Here is a 15456-nt window from a genome sequence, read left to right as displayed (position 1 = left end):
TCAGGCGCCGCCCCGACCGACCGGTGCGCGCACGCACCGCCCTCCCCCGAAAACGACACTGTCGTCGTGTCCCGGCCGCATACCCGTTGCCCGCGTATCCGAGTCTCCAGAACGAGAGGCGAACGATCATGCTGCATGTCCCCCCGGCCCCCGCACCCGCGCTCCGCAGCGTCGAGACCGCGCTCGGCTCCCCGACCGCCGTCCACGACCCGCGGACGGCGCCGACGCTCCACGCCGGCTCCGCGCTCCGCGCGGCCGCAGGCCAACTCCGCCCCCAACTACCGCTGCCCGTCCACGAGATGACCGGCATCCGCAGAACGGCCGACGCGCCGTACACCAGGCTCACCGGCTGGCGGTTCCATCTCCACGACAGCGGCACCGAGGGCGGCGAACCGGTCGGCGCCGCCGAGGCCGTGCTCACCGCGGACGGTTGGGCGTTCGCGCACTTCTGCGAGGGCCCGTACGTCACCTCCTCGGTACGCGCGCTCCGTGAGGCGCACACGTTGCCCGGCGGCCACCAACCGAGGCTCCTCTCGGTACCCGAGCTCTACATGCTCACGCTGTGGCTCTGCGAGGACCTCGACGCCGACCCGGCCGAAGGCAGCCCCTCCGACGCCGACCTCCTCATCCCGCTCGCACCCGCGCCCCCCGGCATCGCCGCGCACCAGCCGCAGCGCGCCGACGCTCTCCTGGCGCTCCTCACCCACCGCCTCGTCACAGCGCCGCTCAGCCGTCCGATGACCGGCACGGGCGACCTCGCCTCGGCGAACTGACGTCGCACACGCCCCGGGGCCCGTCGCCACGGACGGCCCGCGCCTGCCGCGGAGACAGGCCCCCGGGCGCTCGGTGAGGCCCGCCCAACGGACCGTGGTGCTCGGCGCGTTGGACCGCAACCGCGTCGGCAACGCCCGGCCGTTCGCGCCGCCTACGCCGCAATCGCCCTTCCCCCACAGGATTTTCGGTTTCGGACACACGCGCCCCACGCACCGCCGCGCACCGTAGGACGTAGTCATTACGGGCTACGGGAACACCCCGGATTGGTGGTTCTTCCGCGGAATCCGCTCGGCGAGGCGTCACGTCTGTCTCAATTGAGGGCAGCCGGCGCGGAATCCACGCGGATCGGCGCCGGCAGGAGGAAGACTGGCGACGCACGACGACGGGGACCGGCGGCATGGAATCGACATCCGCAGACGGCGAGACGTACACACCACAACGGAAGACACCGAAGATGTGCCAGCACCAACCACCGTGTCCGACAGCCGAATCAGCAGACCGGGAGGCGGCCCAGCCGCTGGTCCACTTCCCCGAACAGGGTTGGAGCCTCCTGTGCAACGGGGTCCTGCTCTTCGAGGACACCGGTGAGCTGCTGCCCGACGGGCGCGTCATCGCGCCCCACCGCCCGCTCACGGCGGGCAGGATCACCACGGCGGCCTGAGCCGGCAGCCGTGCGGAGAACCGAGGCCGGTACGCCCGCGCGTACCGGCCTCTGTCAGCGTTGCCGCGCGGCCGTCCGAGGGCCCGACTCCCGCCGGGCCTCCGGGTGTTCAGCCCCGCGCCACCGTCCCGCTCACTCTTCGTAGTCGCTCATCGGCGGGCACGAGCAGACGAGGTTGCGGTCACCGTACGCGCCGTCGATGCGGCGCACCGGTGGCCAGTACTTGTCCGCAGCGTCCACCCCCGCGGGGAAGGCGGCCTCCTCCCTGCCGTAGGGGTGCGGCCACTCACCCGCGAGCTGACCGACGGTGTGCGGCGCGTTGCGCAACGGATTCTCCTCCGCCGTCCACTCCCCCGCACCGACGCGGTCGATCTCCGCACGTATCGCGATCATCGCCTCGCAGAACCGGTCGAGTTCGGCGAGGTCCTCGCTCTCCGTCGGCTCCGTCATCAACGTCCCCGCGACGGGGAAGGACATCGTCGGCGCGTGGAAGCCGTAGTCGATCAGCCGCTTGGCGACGTCGTCGATGCTCACGCCCGTGTGCTTCGTCAGCCCCCGTACATCGATGATGCACTCGTGCGCGACGAGACCGCCCGGGCCCGTGTACAGCACCGGGTAGTGCGGTTCGAGCCGCCTGGCAAGGTAGTTGGCGCCGAGCACCGCCACCTGCGTCGCCGTGCGCAGGCCCTCCGCGCCCATCAGGCGCATGTACGCCCAGGAGATCGGCAGGATGCCGGCCGACCCCCACGGCGCCGCAGAGACGGGACCGATCCCCGTCTCGGGCCCCGCACCAGGCTGGAGCGGGTGGTTGGGCAGGTACGGCGCAAGGTGCGCGCGCACCCCGATCGGCCCGACGCCGGGGCCGCCCCCGCCGTGCGGGATGCAGAACGTCTTGTGGAGGTTGAGGTGCGAGACGTCGGCACCGAACCGCCCCGGACGCGCCACCCCGAGCAGCGCGTTGAGGTTGGCCCCGTCGACGTAGACCTGCCCGCCCGCGTCGTGCACGGCGGCGCAGACGTCCTGGATGTGCTCCTCGAAGACCCCGTGCGTGGACGGATAGGTGACCATCAGCACGGCGAGCTCCCCGCCGTGCTTCGCCAGCTTCGCGTGCAGGTCGTCGAGGTCGACGTCACCGCTCTCGCCCGTCGCCACGAGCACCACGCGCATCCCGGCCATCACCGCGCTCGCCGCGTTGGTGCCGTGCGCGGACGACGGGATCAGGCAGACGTCGCGCTGCGTCTCACCGCACGCACGGTGGTACGCACGGACCGCCAGCAACCCCGCCAACTCACCCTGCGAACCGGCGTTGGGCTGCAACGAGACGGCGTCGTACCCCGTCACCTCGGCGAGCTGCTCCTCCAGTTGCCGGATCAGGCTCAGGTACCCCTCGGCCTGATCGGCGGGCGCGAAGGGGTGGAGACCGGCGAACTCCGGCCAACTGATCGGTTCCATCTCGGTGGTGGCGTTGAGCTTCATCGTGCACGAACCGAGCGGGATCATTCCCCGGTCGAGCGCGTAGTCCCGGTCGGAGAGCCGACGGAGGTAGCGCAGCATCGCCGTCTCGGATCGGTGGGCGTGGAAGACGGGGTGCGTCAGGAACTCCTCCGTGCGCAGCAGCCCCTCGGGGAGCGCGTCGGGCGTCCGCCCGTCGAGCGCCTCCACATCCGCCGAGACGCCGAACGCCTGCCAGACGAGGGCGAGTTGCTCCCGCGTCGTCGTCTCGTCGCAGGCGATGCCCACGTGGTCGGCGTCGACGAGCCGCAGGTTCACACCCGCCTCCCCGGCCCGCTCGACGACCTGCCCGGCACCGCCGGGAACCCGCGCCGTCACGGTGTCGAAGAACCCGCCGTGCACCACCTCGACGCCCCCGTCGCGGAGCCCCGCCGCGAGGAGCGCGGCGAACCGGTGGGTGCGCCGCGCGATCGCCGTGAGCCCCTCGGGCCCGTGGTAGGTGGCGTACATACCGGCCATCACCGCGAGCAGGACCTGCGCCGTGCAGATGTTGCTCGTCGCCTTCTCCCTGCGGATGTGCTGCTCGCGCGTCTGGAGCGCGAGCCGGTAGGCCTGCCGCCCGTCCGCGTCCTTGGAGACGCCGACGAGCCGCCCCGGCAGGCTGCGCGCGAACTTCTCCCGCACCGCCATGTACCCGGCGTGCGGCCCGCCGAAGGCCATCGGGACGCCGAACCGCTGGCTCGTGCCGACCGCGATGTCGGCGCCGAGGGCACCGGGCGAGGCGAGCAGCGTCAGCGCCAGCAGATCGGCCGCGACGGTGACGACCGCGCCCCGCTCGTGCGCCTGCTCGATCACAGGCCGCAGGTCCCGCACGGCCCCGGACGCACCGGGGTACTGGAGGAGTACGCCGAAGACCCCGCGCTCCGCGACGTCCTCCGGCACCCCCTCCGCAAGATCGGCGACGACCACCTCGACGCCGGTCGGCTCGGCCCGCGTCCGCAGCACGGCGACCGTCTGCGGCAGCGTCTCGGCGTCCACGAGGAAGACCCCGCCCTTGACCTTGCCGACGCGGCGGGAGAGGGCCATCGCCTCCGCCGCCGCCGTCGACTCGTCGAGGAGCGAGGCGCCCGCCGTCGGCAGTCCGGTCAGGTCCGCGACGACGGTCTGGAAGTTGAGCAGCGCCTCGAGGCGCCCCTGGGAGATCTCCGGCTGGTAGGGCGTGTACGCGGTGTACCAGGCCGGGTTCTCCAGGACGTTGCGCTTGATCACGGCCGGGGTGTGGGTGCCGTAGTAGCCGAGCCCGATCATCGAGTGGAGGACGCGGTTGCGCCCCGCCATTTCGCGCAGCTCGTCGAGGACCTCGGCCTCGGTGCGCGCCGCGGGGAGCCGCAGCCGCTCGGTGCTCTTGATCGCGTCGGGGACGGCCGCCTCGGTGAGTTCGTCGAGCGAGGCGTACCCCACCTGCGCCAGCATCTTCGCCTGGGCCTCGGCGCCGGGCCCGATGTGCCTGCCGGCGAAGGGACTGTCGTTCTCGAGCTCGGTGAGGGGGACGGGGTTGGGGGTCATGGAGGCCTCCTGGTCGCTGTGACCTTCAGGCGCCCTGCGGGCGCCCTGCGGCCTCCCCCTCTGTCATCGCAACCTGAGAGATTCACCGGCGCCGCCGCCCTCTCTCGGCCGGCCCGGCTTACACCGTCGGTGAGGGGGACTCTCGGCGTTCGTCCTCGGGCCCGCCCTGCTTTCCAGAGTGACCTCGTCCGCACGGTACGTGTGCCTGAGAGATTCCGGGGAGGATTTGCTCCTTCGGCGCCCCCGGCACCATCACCGGAGGACTCTCCCGCACGGGGTCGACAGCCGTTTCCGAGCCTACCAGCGGTTCCGCTCTGCGTAACCGGGCAGGCACTCGAGTGGCCAACGGCCGAAAAATACCGTTTCGTTGTACTCACGGCGCTCGCCGCGACGGCGTGCGCGCGACGGCCCGTCGCCGAGACCACTGGAGGGATCGTGCAGACCGACATCGACCCGCGGAGCCTGATAGGCCACACGGCGCTCGACCGGGACGGCGCCAAGATCGGCAGAGTCGACGAGGTCTACCTCGACGACGCCACCGGACGGGCTCAGTGGGCCTCCGTTCGCACCGGCCTCTTCAGCCGAGACGCCTTCGTCCCGCTGGAGCCCAGCGAGTTCGACGAGGGCAGCCTCCACGTCCCGTACGAACGCAACCAGGTGCGCGCGGCCCCCGACATGGGCGTGGGACGCCATCTCTCCCCCGCCCAGGAGCTACAGCTCTACGAGCACTACGGCCTCGACGTCCCCGCCGACCCCGCGCCGCCGGACCAGGAGTTCGGCCGCATCGCCGGCGAGCCGGAGGGCGGCACCACCGCCTGAGTTCACCCCGCGGGCGGCTCGTGCCCCGGCACGGGCCACTGCGGAGGGGCGGGCTCCAACCCCTCGTCGTCTGCGGCGAAGGTGCGGACCCTGCCGGGCGCGGTGGCAGGGCCCTCGAACCGCACCGTGACCTTGCCGAGCCCGCTCCCCTGGACCCACCCCGCGCCGTGCTCGCGGTGCACGACGTCCTGCCCCGGACGCCACTCGCCCCGCGCGGGTTGCCCCCTGTCCACACGCACGGGTTGAGGCGCCGCTGCCTCGGCCGGCTCGGCCACGCCGGCCGCTGCGGCCTCCGCCTCGCTCCACTGCGCGAAGAGGTCCTCCTGCGTGAAGTCGGCCAGCCCGCTGACACCGACGCCGAGCAGCCGCACACCCGCCGTGGTGTCGATCCCCTCGAGGAGCCGGGCTGCCGCCTCGCGGACGACGCCGGGGTCGTCCGTCGGCCCGCGGAGGGTCTCCGATCTGGTCAGCGTGGAGAAGTCGTAGCTGCGGACCTTGACCACCACTGTGCGGCCCGAGCGTCCGGCCTCCCGCAGCCGCCGCACGCAGCGGTCGGCGAGCCGGGCCACCTCCGCCTGGACCTGGGTGCGGTCGGTGAGGTCGACGTCGTAGGTGTCCTCCACCGACACCGACTTGGCGTCCCGCTCAGCGACGACGGGGCGCTCGTCGACCCCGAGCGCCATCGTGTACAGGGCGGTGCCGTGGGCCTTGCCGAGGAGCCGCAGCAGCTCGTCCTCCCCCGCCTCCGCCGTCTCGCCGATGGTGTGGATGCCGGCCCGGCGGAGCACCTGCTCGGTCGCCGGACCGATCCCTGGCAGCGTGCGCACCGTCATCCCGGCGAGCAGCTCCCGCTCCGTCCCCGGCGCGATCGCGACGAGACCGTCCGGCTTCGCCTCCTCCGAGGCGATCTTCGCCAGCATCTTCGACCCGGCGAGGCCGACAGAGCCCTTCAGCCCCGTCGCCGCAAAGATCTGCCTCCGCAGCCGCTCACCGACGCCCCGCGGGTCCTCCTCCGCGAGCGCCTCGCCCGCCTCGAGGTCGACGAACGCCTCGTCGAGGCTGAGCGGTTCGACGAGGGGCGAGAGGCGGGCCAGCAGCTCCATCACCGTCTGGCTGATCTCGCGGTAGAGACCGAACCGCGGGTTCAGGTACGCGGCGTTGGGACAGCGCCTACGCGCCTGCGCCGTCGGCATCGCCGAGTGCACACCGAACTGCCTCGCCTCGTAGGAGGCCGTCGCCACCACACCGCGCGGCCCCAACCCGCCGACGACGACCGGCTTCCCCCGCAGGCTCGGCTTGCACGCCTGCTCCACGGAGGCGTAGAAGGCGTCCATGTCGAGATGGAGGATGGTCGGTCCGCTTCTCACACCCACCGATACTGCCGCACCGCACTGACATCCGAACCCCGCGACGCAGCCGCGGTCCCGGCTCAGCCCGCGCGGTTCTGGCGCCGCCGCGCGAGCTCGTCCTCCGGGTGCTCGCCCACCACGGTCTCGCCGGTGTCGACCCGCTCCCCGTGGAGCTGCGCGAGCGCCCCCTCGACGTCCTTCCAGACGACGCCCACCGCAATCCCGAAGACGCCCTGCCCGCCCTGGAGGAGGTCGACCACCTCGTCGGGCGAGGAGCACTCGTAGACGGTGGCCCCGTCGCTCATCAGCGTCATCCTCGGCAGGTCGGTACGCCCCCGGGCGCGCAGGTGCTGCACGGCGGCCCGAATGTTCTGCAACGAGACGCCGGTGTCGAGAAGCCGTTTGACGATCTTGAGAACGACGATGTCGCGGAAGCTGTAGAGACGCTGGCTTCCGGAGCCGTAGGCAGCCTTGATGCTCGGCTCCACGAGTCCGGTCCGTGCCCAGTAGTCGAGCTGCCGGTAGGTGATGCCCGCCGCCGAGCAGGCTGTCGGCCCGCGATAGCCGACCTCGTCCGAAGGTCCTTCCCCCGCTTCTGCCTCCTGAGCCGCGGACCCCGCCGGCGGAGCGGCCGGCCCCGCGGAGGGCCGGGCGAACGGGGCTGAATCCCCCGCCGCTGCGTCGTCACCGCCGGTGCGCACCACGCCGACCTCCGTCTTCCGCATCCCGAGTCACCCCCGGAACCTGCCCACTTGAAGGTAGGGAGTCACCCTCGGTGGGTCAACGATCGCCGGATTCGGCACGCCGGGTGACACCGGCCCCGCGAATGGTTTCCCGCAAGGGGCACGGGGAACAGCTTGCCGGATGCGGAGTCGGGCCGCACCGGCGGAACGCCCCTACTGGTTGCTGGTCCCGAAATCCTCGGGGGAGATCTGGTCGAGAAACTCGCGGAACTTCTCCACCTCGTCCTCCTGCTCGTCAGGGATCGCGATCCCCGCGTCGTCCAGCACACCGTCGCTGCCGTAGATCGGCGTCCCGGTACGCAGCGCCAGCGCTATCGCGTCGGAAGGCCGGGCGCTGACCTCGACGCCGCTGGCGAAGACCAGCTCGGCGTAGAAGACGCCCTCCCGCAGATCGACGATGCGCACCGCGGTGAGCTCCTGGCCCACCGCCTCCAGGACGTCCTTGAAGAGATCATGCGTCAGCGGCCGGGCAGGGGTCATGCCCTGCTGGGCGAAGGCGATCGCGGTCGCCTCCCCGGGGCCGATCCAAATGGGGAGGTAGCGGTCGCCTCCCACCTCGCGCAGGAGCACGATCGGTTGGTTGGTGGGCATTTCCACCCTGACACCCACGACGTCGAGCTCGTTCACACAGCAACCCTAGGCCGTGGGCGGCCCGTTTGGGTAGTCGGGCACCCGTTCAACAAGCGCATCCGGGTACCGGTTCAGGCCCCTCGGGGCCCGAGCGCCGCCTCGACGAAAGCCGAGTGGAGGCGCGAGGCGAGTCCGGCGAGCTCGCGCAGCTCCTCCTCGCCCCTGGCGCGCCGCTCGGGGTTGCCGTGCAGGCGAAGCGGAGCGGCAAGCTGCTCGACGAGGGCCGCCTCCCGCTCGGCGGCCGCCTTGACGGCCCGCAGATGGCGCGGTTGCAGACCGAACCGCCCGACCTCCGCGACGAGTCCCGCCACCGCTAGCTGCCCGGCGTCGTACTGCCCCTCGGCGTCGGGCCGCAACAGGCCGTACGACTCCCACTCGGCGAGCTGCTCCTCGCTCACGCCGACCTCCGCCGCGAGAGCGGCACGCCCGTACCGGGCAGCGGCCTCGGCGGGCGCACCGCGCGCGGAGGCGCCCGTGTCGGCCTCCGACGTCCGCGCGGGCTCCTCCTCGGGCGAGACCGTGGCCCGCACGGCGCTCAGCGGAAGGCAGTGGTCCCGCTGGAGGCGCAGCACGTGCCGCAGCCGCTCGACGTCGGACTCGCCGAACTTCCGTGCGCCGGCGGGAGATCGGGAGGGCCGCACCAGCCCCTCCGCCTCCAGGAACCTGACCCTGGAGGCGGTCACCTCGGGGAACTCCTCGCGGAGCGCCTGGAGGACGGCGCCGAAGCTCAGCGCCGTCCCCGCCCCTGACTCTGCGGCGGTGTGGGGCATGTGCCTTCCCTGGTGCGTCAGGCGGTGCGCTGGCTCGCGAAGAAGACCAGGCGGTACTTGCCGATCTGCACCTCGTCGCCGTACGCGAGCGGCACACCCGTCTCGATGCGCTCGCGGTTGACATAGGTGCCGTTGAGGCTGCCGACGTCGGAGACGGTGAAGGTGCCGTCGGAGCCGCGCCGGAACTCGACGTGCCGCCGGGAGACGGTGACATCGTCGAGGAAGATGTCGCTCTCCGGATGCCGTCCCGCCGTGGTGAGTTCGCCGTCGAGAAGGAAGCGGCTGCCCGAGTTGGGACCGCGACGCACCACGAGGAGCGCCGAACCGATCGGCAGCGCGTCGACGGCCGCCTGCGCCTCCGGCGGCAGGACCGGCACCTGGTGCTGGCCCGTCGTCTCGGCGTCGTACGCCTCGATACCGGAGATGGAGATGGTCGACGTCGTCTCGGAGGAACCCTCGGCCGCAGGGACGCCACCCTTGAGCGGCGCACCGCAGTTGGAGCAGAAGCGGCTCTCCTCGGAGGCACGGGTCCCGCACCTGTTACACACGGGCAAGGCAGACCCTCCACCGGGATTCGAGGCTTGCGGTACCCCGGAACCTATGCGGCCGGACGCTCCGCGGTCAACTGACGCCGCACCGTTACCGAGTGCCGTGCCGCCTGCGACCTCGTCCCTGAAGAGCGGACGCTCCTCCTGGCTCTCGCCCGATTCCTGGGGCTGACGGGGAGCCCGGTGGCGCGCAGCGGCGTTGCCACCGTCCTGGCGGCCCTTGCCGAACAACTTCGCAAAAAAACTCACGGGCGATTCCCCTCGCACACAACAGACCCGCCCGTGGGGCAGGACAGACCATCGATGCTCTCATTGGCCGGCCGGGACGCCCACTCAACGTCCATGACCTGCACACAGTTTCCCTTACACGGAGCCGGACGAGCCCCCCGACCCCCCACGAACTTCCGCCTCCTACTGGGATGACGACCGAGCGTAGTCAGGCCGCTTCGCCGATCGCAAGGCGTCCACTTTCACCGTCTCCTCACGCGTCACGGAGACGGTGGCCTGCTCCTCCTTGAGTGTCTGCACGACCCCTCCCGGGATTTTCAGGGCGGGTTCCAGGTCCTGCGGCTTGCCGATGACCTTGAAGCTGTAAGGCCGACTGATCCTACGCCCGTCGACGCGCACCCCGTCACCCGACGAACTCCCGGGCGAGAAGTGCGTGTCGGCGACCACCCGGACCTCGTTCACCTCGATCGCCTCCGCTCCGGCCGCTCGTAGTTCCTGCACCGCGTCGAGGAGCATGTCGGGCTCCACCGTCCCCCGCGGGTCCGTGATCGTCATCTCGATGCCGGGCCCCTGAGCAGCCACCGTACCCGCGAGGACGCCGAGCTGGCGCTGCTTCTCGGCCGTCTGCTTCCGCGCCTCCTCCGCACGGTCGGAGCTGTTCTCCAACTCCGTCCGCTGCGACTGGAGCTCCTGCTTCTCGTCCTCCAAACGTGTGGTGCGGTCGTCGAGTTCGTCGAGGATGCGGACGAGGTCCTCGTGGCGCGCGCCCCGCAGCGCGCTGTTCTCACTCGTCGACCTGACCTGGATGGCGAGGGCGAGGCCGAGCACGAAGAGGAGGACGGCCACGACGAGTTGGGCACGCGTCACCCGCGGCGGCCACAGCGCCTGCGCCAGCCGCTGCCGTCCCGTCGGCCCCTGCTTCTCCGGAGTCTGCGGACGCTCGCCGGCGTCCGGCTCCTGCGGCCCGTCGCTCGGCTCCTCCGGCGGCAGCTCCCCCGAGGACCGGTGCTCGTCGCTCATCGGCCTCACGCCCGGAAGACGTGCCGACGGATCGCGGCCGCGTTGGAGAAGATCCGGATACCGAGGACGACCACCACCCCCGTGGAGAGCTGCGCGCCCACGCCCAACTTGTCGCCGAGGAAGACGATGAGAGCCGCCACGACGACGTTGGAGAGGAACGAGACGACGAAAACCTTGTCGTTGAAGATGCCGTCGAGCATCGCGCGCAGTCCACCGAAGACTGCGTCGAGTGCCGCGACGACGGCGATGGGCAGGTAGGGCTCCATCACGGTCGGCACGACCGGTCGTACGACCAGCCCCGCCACGACGCCCACGACGAGCCCCAGTACGGCGATCACGATGTGCTGCCCTCTCCTGTCCCCGCCGGCTTTGCTGTCCGGACGCTCAGGTGCGGCGCCGCCGGCAGCCGCACCTCGTCCTGTACCGAAATGCTGGTACGCACCCCGTAGTTCTCCCGCAGCACGTAGAGGTACCGGCCGTCCTCGCTGTCCTGGAACGCCGTGCTCAGGTCCTTGCCCGGACCGATCGCCAGGAGCGTGTACGGCGGTGCCAGCGGCTTGTTGTCGACGAGCACCGCGTCCCCGGCCGCCCGGATCGCCGAAAGGGACGTCAAGCGCTGGCCGTTGACGGAGACCGCCTCGGCGCCCGATTCCCAGAGGCCGTTGACGACCCGCTGGAGGTCCCGGTCGCGCACCCGGCCGGTGTCGGAGAACCCGCTGCTCTCCCTCGGTCCGTCGCCGTCGCCCGCCTCGGTGTCCTTGGCATCGTTGATGACGAGCTTGACACCCGGGCCCGCCACGGGCAGCGCACCGGAGAGCAGCGCCGTGCTGCGGTCCCGCTCGTCGCCGTGCCGCTGAAGAGCCGCACGCTGCCGCTTCTCGACGTCGGCACGGAGGCCGTCGACGCGTCCCTGGAGCTGGTCGGCGTTCTCGGTGCCGTCCTCGATCCGGTCGATCAGCTCTTCCTTCTCCTTGGCGAGGCTCGGCGCCGCGAGCCTCGCCTGCGCGGCGCCGACCGTCACCACGAGTGCGGCGAGCGCGAGGCCCACCGCGAGGCCGGCCTTCGCACGCCGGGTACGCGGCAACCGCGCGTGGCCGCTGGTCCCTTCGCGTGCGGCGGCCTCCGCGTATCCCTCGTCGAGGCTGTGGTCCATGACGTTGTTCAGCAGCGACATGGAGGCGTCGGGCCGCGAGAACCGCGAACTCCTGCTACCCGGCTGCTGCGACATGCCGCACATCGTCGCATGCCGCCGGCCCCCTCAACGAACGGACCCACCCGGGCGTCGTCCCGCGACCGGGCAAACTCCGGCCGCGGGACGGGCAGTTCACTTCCCGGCGTTGTCGACCGCCGCCGCCCACTCATCGAGGAGCGACTGGGACGAGGCGTCGTCGGGTCCTTCCGCCCACAGGTGGGTGACCGCCTCGGACGGGTCCGGGAGCACGAGCGCCCAGCGCCCGTCGGACTCGACGACGCGCACACCGTCCGTCGTGTCGACGTACCGGTCACCGGCCGCCTCCACGACGGTCCGCATCACCAGCCCCTTGACCGCCCAGGGAGTCGCCAGATCGCGGCGCTGCACGTGCGCCCGCGGGATGCGGGCGTCGATCTCGCTCAGCGTCAACTGGGTGCGGGCCACAAGTCCGATGAGCCTGACGAAGGACGCCACACCGTCGAAGACCGAGCTGAACTCCGGGACGATGAAGCCGCCCCGTCCGTCCCCGGCGAACGCCGTCGCCTCGTCCCGGCAGACGCGGGTGAGGTCGTCGGGCGAGGTCGTCGTCCACTCCACCTGCGTTCCGTGGTAGGCGGCCACCTGCTCGGCGATACGCGTCGTCGTCACCGGCAGCGCCACCCGGCCGCTTCTGCGCTCCGAGGCGATGAGGTCGAGCATGACGAGCAGCGCCCGCTGGTCCTCGATGATCCGCCCGCGCTCGTCGACGAGCGACAGGCGCTCACCGACGGGGTCGAACCGCACGCCGAAGTCGGCACGCGCCGACGCGACGATCTCGCCGAGCCGCACCAGCCCGGCTCTCCGCGCATCCACGGTCTCCGTCGGGCGCGACTCGTCGAGCCCGGGGTTGATCGTCAACGAGTCCACACCGAGCCGCCCGAGGAGGCTCGGCAGCACCAGTCCGGCGCTTCCGTTGGAGGCGTCGACGACCACCTTGAGGCCGGACTCCGCCACGCCCGCGGTGTCGACGGACCGCAGGACCGAGCCCGTGTACGAGTCGTAGACGCTGGAGGGGAAGTGCAGGTCGCCGATCTCCCCGGGGAACGCCCGCCGGTACTCCTGGCGTGCGTAGACGCGGTCGAGCTTCCGCTGCCCCGCCTGCGAGAGGTCGGCGCCCCTGGCGTCGAAGAACATGATGTCGACGGAGTCGGGACGCCCGGGGCTGGTACGGATCATGATGCCGCCCGCGCTGCCGCGCGCGGTCTGCTGCCTGGCGACGGGGAGCGGGACGTTCTCCAGGTCCCGGACGTCGATCGCGCTCGCCTGCAATGCGGAGATCACAGCGCGCTTCAGGGCCCGCGCGCCGCGCGAGTGGTCGCGCGCCGTCGTCACCGTGGAGCCCTTCTTCAGCGTCGTCGCGTAGGCGCCGGCCAGTCGTACGCACAGCTCCGGCGTGATCTCGACGTTGAGAATGCCCGAGATACCCCGCGCCCCGAAGAGCCGTGCCTGCCCCCGGGACTCCCAGATGACCGAGTCGTTGACGAACGCCCCCGCCTCGATCGTCTTGAACGGGTAGATCCGGACGGTGCCGAGGACGATGGACTCCTCGCCGATGAAACACTCGTCCCCGACGACGGCACCGTCCTCGATCCGCGAGGCACGCATCACGTCGGTGTTCTTCCCGATGACGCACCCGCGCAGGTTGCTCTGCTGCCCGACGTAGACGTTGTCGTGCACCACGGCCCGGTGGAGGAAGGCACCGCTCCGCACCACGACATTGGAGCCGATGACGGAGTGCTCCCGGATCTCGACGTCGCCCTCGATCTTCGCGTAGTCACCGATGTAGAGCGGGCCGCGCAGCACCGCGTCCGGGTGCACCTCGGCACCCTCCGCGACCCAGACGCCGGGCGAGATCTCGAACCCGTCGATCTCGACGTCGACCTTGCCCTCCAGCACGTCGGCCTGGGCCTTGACGTAGCTCTCGTGGGTGCCGACGTCCTCCCAGTACCCCTCCGCGACATAGCCGTAGATCGGCTTGCCTTCCTTCAACATCTGCGGAAAGACGTCCCCCGACCAGTCGACGGAGACGTCCGACTCGACGTAGTCGAAGACCTCGGGCTCCATCACGTAGATGCCGGTGTTGACGGTGTCGGAGAAGACCTGGCCCCACGTCGGCTTCTCGAGGAAGCGCTCCACCTTTCCTTCGTCGTCGAGGATGGTGATGCCGAACTCCAGAGGGTTCGGCACTCGCGTCAGGCAGACCGTGACCATGGCTCCCTGCTCCTTGTGGAACCGGATGAGGTCGGTCAGGTCGAAATCGGTGAGCGCGTCACCGGAGATGACGAGGAAGGAATCGTCCCTGAGGGCTTCCTCCGCGTTCTTGACGCTGCCCGCGGTGCCGAGGGGCTTCTCCTCGTTCGCATAGGTGAGCTCCATGTCGAGCTCCTCACCGTCCCCGAAGTAATTGCGCACCAGGGACGCGAGGAACTGCACGGTCACCACGGTCTCGTTGAGTCCGTGCCGCTTCAGCAGCCGGAGCACGTGCTCCATGATCGGACGGTTGGCGACGGGCAACAGCGGCTTGGGCATACTGGCGGTCATCGGACGAAGGCGTGTGCCCTCTCCGCCGGCCATGACAACTGCCTTCATGTCGGAGGCGTCCTCCTCGCACAGAGACGACGGTCGTACCGGCTCTCACCCATCCAGGATGGCCCATGAGGTGGCGCTACGGGCAACCGACCTTTGCGTCTGCCGGAAGGGCCGGCTCAGTCGGCCTCGGCGTCCGCTTTGACGAGCCGGCGCACCTGGACCACGTACAGGATGCCTGCCCACCAGTAGAGCGCGGTGCCCCAACCTGCGAACGCCCATCCGAAAATAGCAGCGAGCGACGCCAGGGCTCCACTTCCGTCGCTCAGAAGCAGCAGCGGGAAGGCGTACATCAGGTTGAAGGTGGCGGCCTTGCCCAGGAAGTTCACCTGCGGGGGCGCGTAACCGTGCCGGTCGAGCACCCACACCATGACCAGCAGCAGCACTTCCCTCGCCAGGAGAGCAGCAGTGAGCCAAAGGGGGAGGATGCCCCGCCAGGTGAGCCCCACGAGGGTCGAGAGGATGTACAGCCGGTCGGCAGCGGGGTCGAGGATGCGCCCGAGCCCGCTTATCTGGTTCCAGCGCCGCGCGAGCTTCCCATCCAGGTAGTCGCTGACTCCGCTCAGCGCGAGCACGAGCAGAGCCCATCCGTCGCAGTTGGGCCCACCGAACTCGGGCCACAGGATGAGCCAGAGGAAGACGGGGACGCCCACGAGGCGGGCCATGCTGAGAATGTTCGGGATGGTGAGGACCCGGTCCGTCTGGACCCGCGTCTCCTGGACCTCCACCCGGGGGCCTCCCCTAAGTACCGTACCGACGATGCCCCATGACTTTACCGGCACGTCCTCGCAACCCCGACACCGGGTGCACTCAGCACCAACACATCCCGGAAGCACCCACTCCGCATGGCACCGGCACTGCGACCCGCGCAGCCCGTGTCAGCCCGGTCCTCAAACACAAAGAAGAGGGGGAGGGGGCGTGTGGAAAACCTCCCGGACAATACCGGGTTCCACACACTCCCTCCCCCTCTCTTCAAGGGAAGTTCGGCGGTGTCCTACTCTCCCACACACTCCCGTATGCAGTACCATCGGCGCAGAAAGGCTTAGCTACCGGGTTCGAAATGTGACCGGGCGTTTCCC

The 15456-nt window shown here is 70.8% G+C and carries 13 protein-coding genes, 1 rRNA gene, 1 pseudogene and 1 riboswitch; of the genes and pseudogenes, 3 read left to right on the top strand and 12 right to left on the bottom strand.

The features are described from left to right. Window positions 1-128 precede the first annotated feature (128 nt). A complete protein-coding gene (locus tag F603_RS0125550) occupies window positions 129-773 on the top strand; it encodes a hypothetical protein (protein WP_019548783.1) in 645 nt (214 codons plus the stop codon). A gap of 455 nt (window positions 774-1228) precedes the next feature. Next, window positions 1229-1435: a DUF5999 family protein gene (locus F603_RS0125545; RefSeq protein WP_016910434.1), complete on the top strand. Its 207-nt coding sequence runs from the start codon at window positions 1229-1231 to the stop codon at window positions 1433-1435. 132 nt (window positions 1436-1567) lie between these two features. Here the strand turns inward: F603_RS0125545 and gcvP are convergent, their stop codons facing one another. Next, window positions 1568-4453: an aminomethyl-transferring glycine dehydrogenase gene (gcvP, locus tag F603_RS0125540; RefSeq protein WP_019548782.1), complete on the bottom strand. Its 2886-nt coding sequence runs from the start codon at window positions 4451-4453 to the stop codon at window positions 1568-1570. A 183-nt stretch (window positions 4454-4636) separates the two neighbouring features. Continuing rightward, window positions 4637-4734, bottom strand: a riboswitch (glycine riboswitch). Between the two features lie 154 nt (window positions 4735-4888). Here gcvP and F603_RS0125535 point away from each other — a divergent pair. After that, on the top strand, window positions 4889-5272 hold the full coding sequence (locus F603_RS0125535) for a PRC-barrel domain-containing protein (protein ID WP_019548781.1): 384 nt from the start codon (window positions 4889-4891) through the stop codon (window positions 5270-5272). On the opposite strand, the pseudogene F603_RS32930 reads toward F603_RS0125535, so the two are convergent. From F603_RS32930 to rrf, 11 genes and pseudogenes are all read right to left on the bottom strand, one after another. After that, window positions 5182-6639: pseudogene (locus tag F603_RS32930) on the bottom strand (DNA polymerase IV). The gene F603_RS0125535 and the pseudogene F603_RS32930 sit on opposite strands and share 91 nt — an antisense overlap. Before the next feature lie 62 nt (window positions 6640-6701). Further along, window positions 6702-7346, bottom strand: a complete 645-nt coding sequence (locus F603_RS0125525; protein WP_019548779.1) for a MerR family transcriptional regulator — start codon at window positions 7344-7346, stop codon at window positions 6702-6704. Window positions 7347-7517: 171 nt separating this feature from the next. Further along, window positions 7518-7991, bottom strand: a complete 474-nt coding sequence (locus F603_RS0125520) for a bifunctional nuclease family protein (RefSeq protein WP_016910429.1) — start codon at window positions 7989-7991, stop codon at window positions 7518-7520. 74 nt (window positions 7992-8065) lie between these two features. Beyond that, entirely contained in the window at window positions 8066-8764 is a 699-nt protein-coding gene (gene ftsR / locus F603_RS0125515) for a transcriptional regulator FtsR (protein WP_019548778.1), read from the bottom strand. Between the two features lie 17 nt (window positions 8765-8781). Further along, complete coding sequence (locus tag F603_RS0125510; protein ID WP_019548777.1) at window positions 8782-9312, bottom strand: FHA domain-containing protein; 531 nt, start codon at window positions 9310-9312, stop codon at window positions 8782-8784. A gap of 411 nt (window positions 9313-9723) precedes the next feature. Continuing rightward, window positions 9724-10560, bottom strand: a complete 837-nt coding sequence (locus F603_RS0125505) for a DUF881 domain-containing protein (protein ID WP_019548776.1) — start codon at window positions 10558-10560, stop codon at window positions 9724-9726. A gap of 5 nt (window positions 10561-10565) precedes the next feature. Next, complete coding sequence (locus F603_RS0125500) at window positions 10566-10898, bottom strand: small basic family protein (RefSeq protein WP_016910425.1); 333 nt, start codon at window positions 10896-10898, stop codon at window positions 10566-10568. Beyond that, the gene (locus F603_RS0125495; protein WP_211231125.1) at window positions 10895-11788 is read right to left on the bottom strand and encodes a DUF881 domain-containing protein; all 894 of its coding nucleotides are present in this window, start codon (window positions 11786-11788) and stop codon (window positions 10895-10897) included. Before F603_RS0125495 ends, F603_RS0125500 begins: the two co-directional genes overlap by 4 nt. 96 nt (window positions 11789-11884) lie before the next feature. Then, a complete protein-coding gene (locus F603_RS0125490; protein ID WP_026328706.1) occupies window positions 11885-14380 on the bottom strand; it encodes a mannose-1-phosphate guanyltransferase in 2496 nt (831 codons plus the stop codon). A 116-nt stretch (window positions 14381-14496) separates the two neighbouring features. Next, entirely contained in the window at window positions 14497-15105 is a 609-nt protein-coding gene (gene clsA, locus F603_RS0125485; protein ID WP_019548773.1) for a cardiolipin synthase ClsA, read from the bottom strand. Between the two features lie 253 nt (window positions 15106-15358). After that, window positions 15359-15456, bottom strand: a 5S ribosomal RNA gene (gene rrf / locus F603_RS33630); the annotation flags it as partial.

Origin of the sequence: Streptomyces sulphureus DSM 40104, assembly GCF_000381025.1 — a bacterium.
Taxonomy (GTDB): domain Bacteria; phylum Actinomycetota; class Actinomycetes; order Streptomycetales; family Streptomycetaceae; genus Streptomyces; species Streptomyces sulphureus.
Note: the sequence above shows the minus strand (reverse complement) of the source record. Positions and strands in the feature narration are given on the sequence as shown.

What these genes read in the sequence shown, in the direction of transcription:
- F603_RS0125550 (WP_019548783.1), top strand. Translation starts at nt 129, where the DNA reads ATGCTGCATGTCCCCCCGGCCCCCGCACCCGCGCTCCGCAGCGTCGAG.
- F603_RS0125545 (WP_016910434.1), top strand. Translation starts at nt 1,229, where the DNA reads ATGTGCCAGCACCAACCACCGTGTCCGACAGCCGAATCAGCAGACCGG.
- gcvP (WP_019548782.1), bottom strand. Translation starts at nt 4,453, where the DNA reads ATGACCCCCAACCCCGTCCCCCTCACCGAGCTCGAGAACGACAGTCCC.
- F603_RS0125525 (WP_019548779.1), bottom strand. Translation starts at nt 7,346, where the DNA reads ATGCGGAAGACGGAGGTCGGCGTGGTGCGCACCGGCGGTGACGACGCA.
- ftsR (WP_019548778.1), bottom strand. Translation starts at nt 8,764, where the DNA reads ATGCCCCACACCGCCGCAGAGTCAGGGGCGGGGACGGCGCTGAGCTTC.
- F603_RS0125505 (WP_019548776.1), bottom strand. Translation starts at nt 10,560, where the DNA reads ATGAGCGACGAGCACCGGTCCTCGGGGGAGCTGCCGCCGGAGGAGCCG.
- F603_RS0125495 (WP_211231125.1), bottom strand. Translation starts at nt 11,788, where the DNA reads ATGTCGCAGCAGCCGGGTAGCAGGAGTTCGCGGTTCTCGCGGCCCGAC.
- F603_RS0125490 (WP_026328706.1), bottom strand. Translation starts at nt 14,380, where the DNA reads ATGAAGGCAGTTGTCATGGCCGGCGGAGAGGGCACACGCCTTCGTCCG.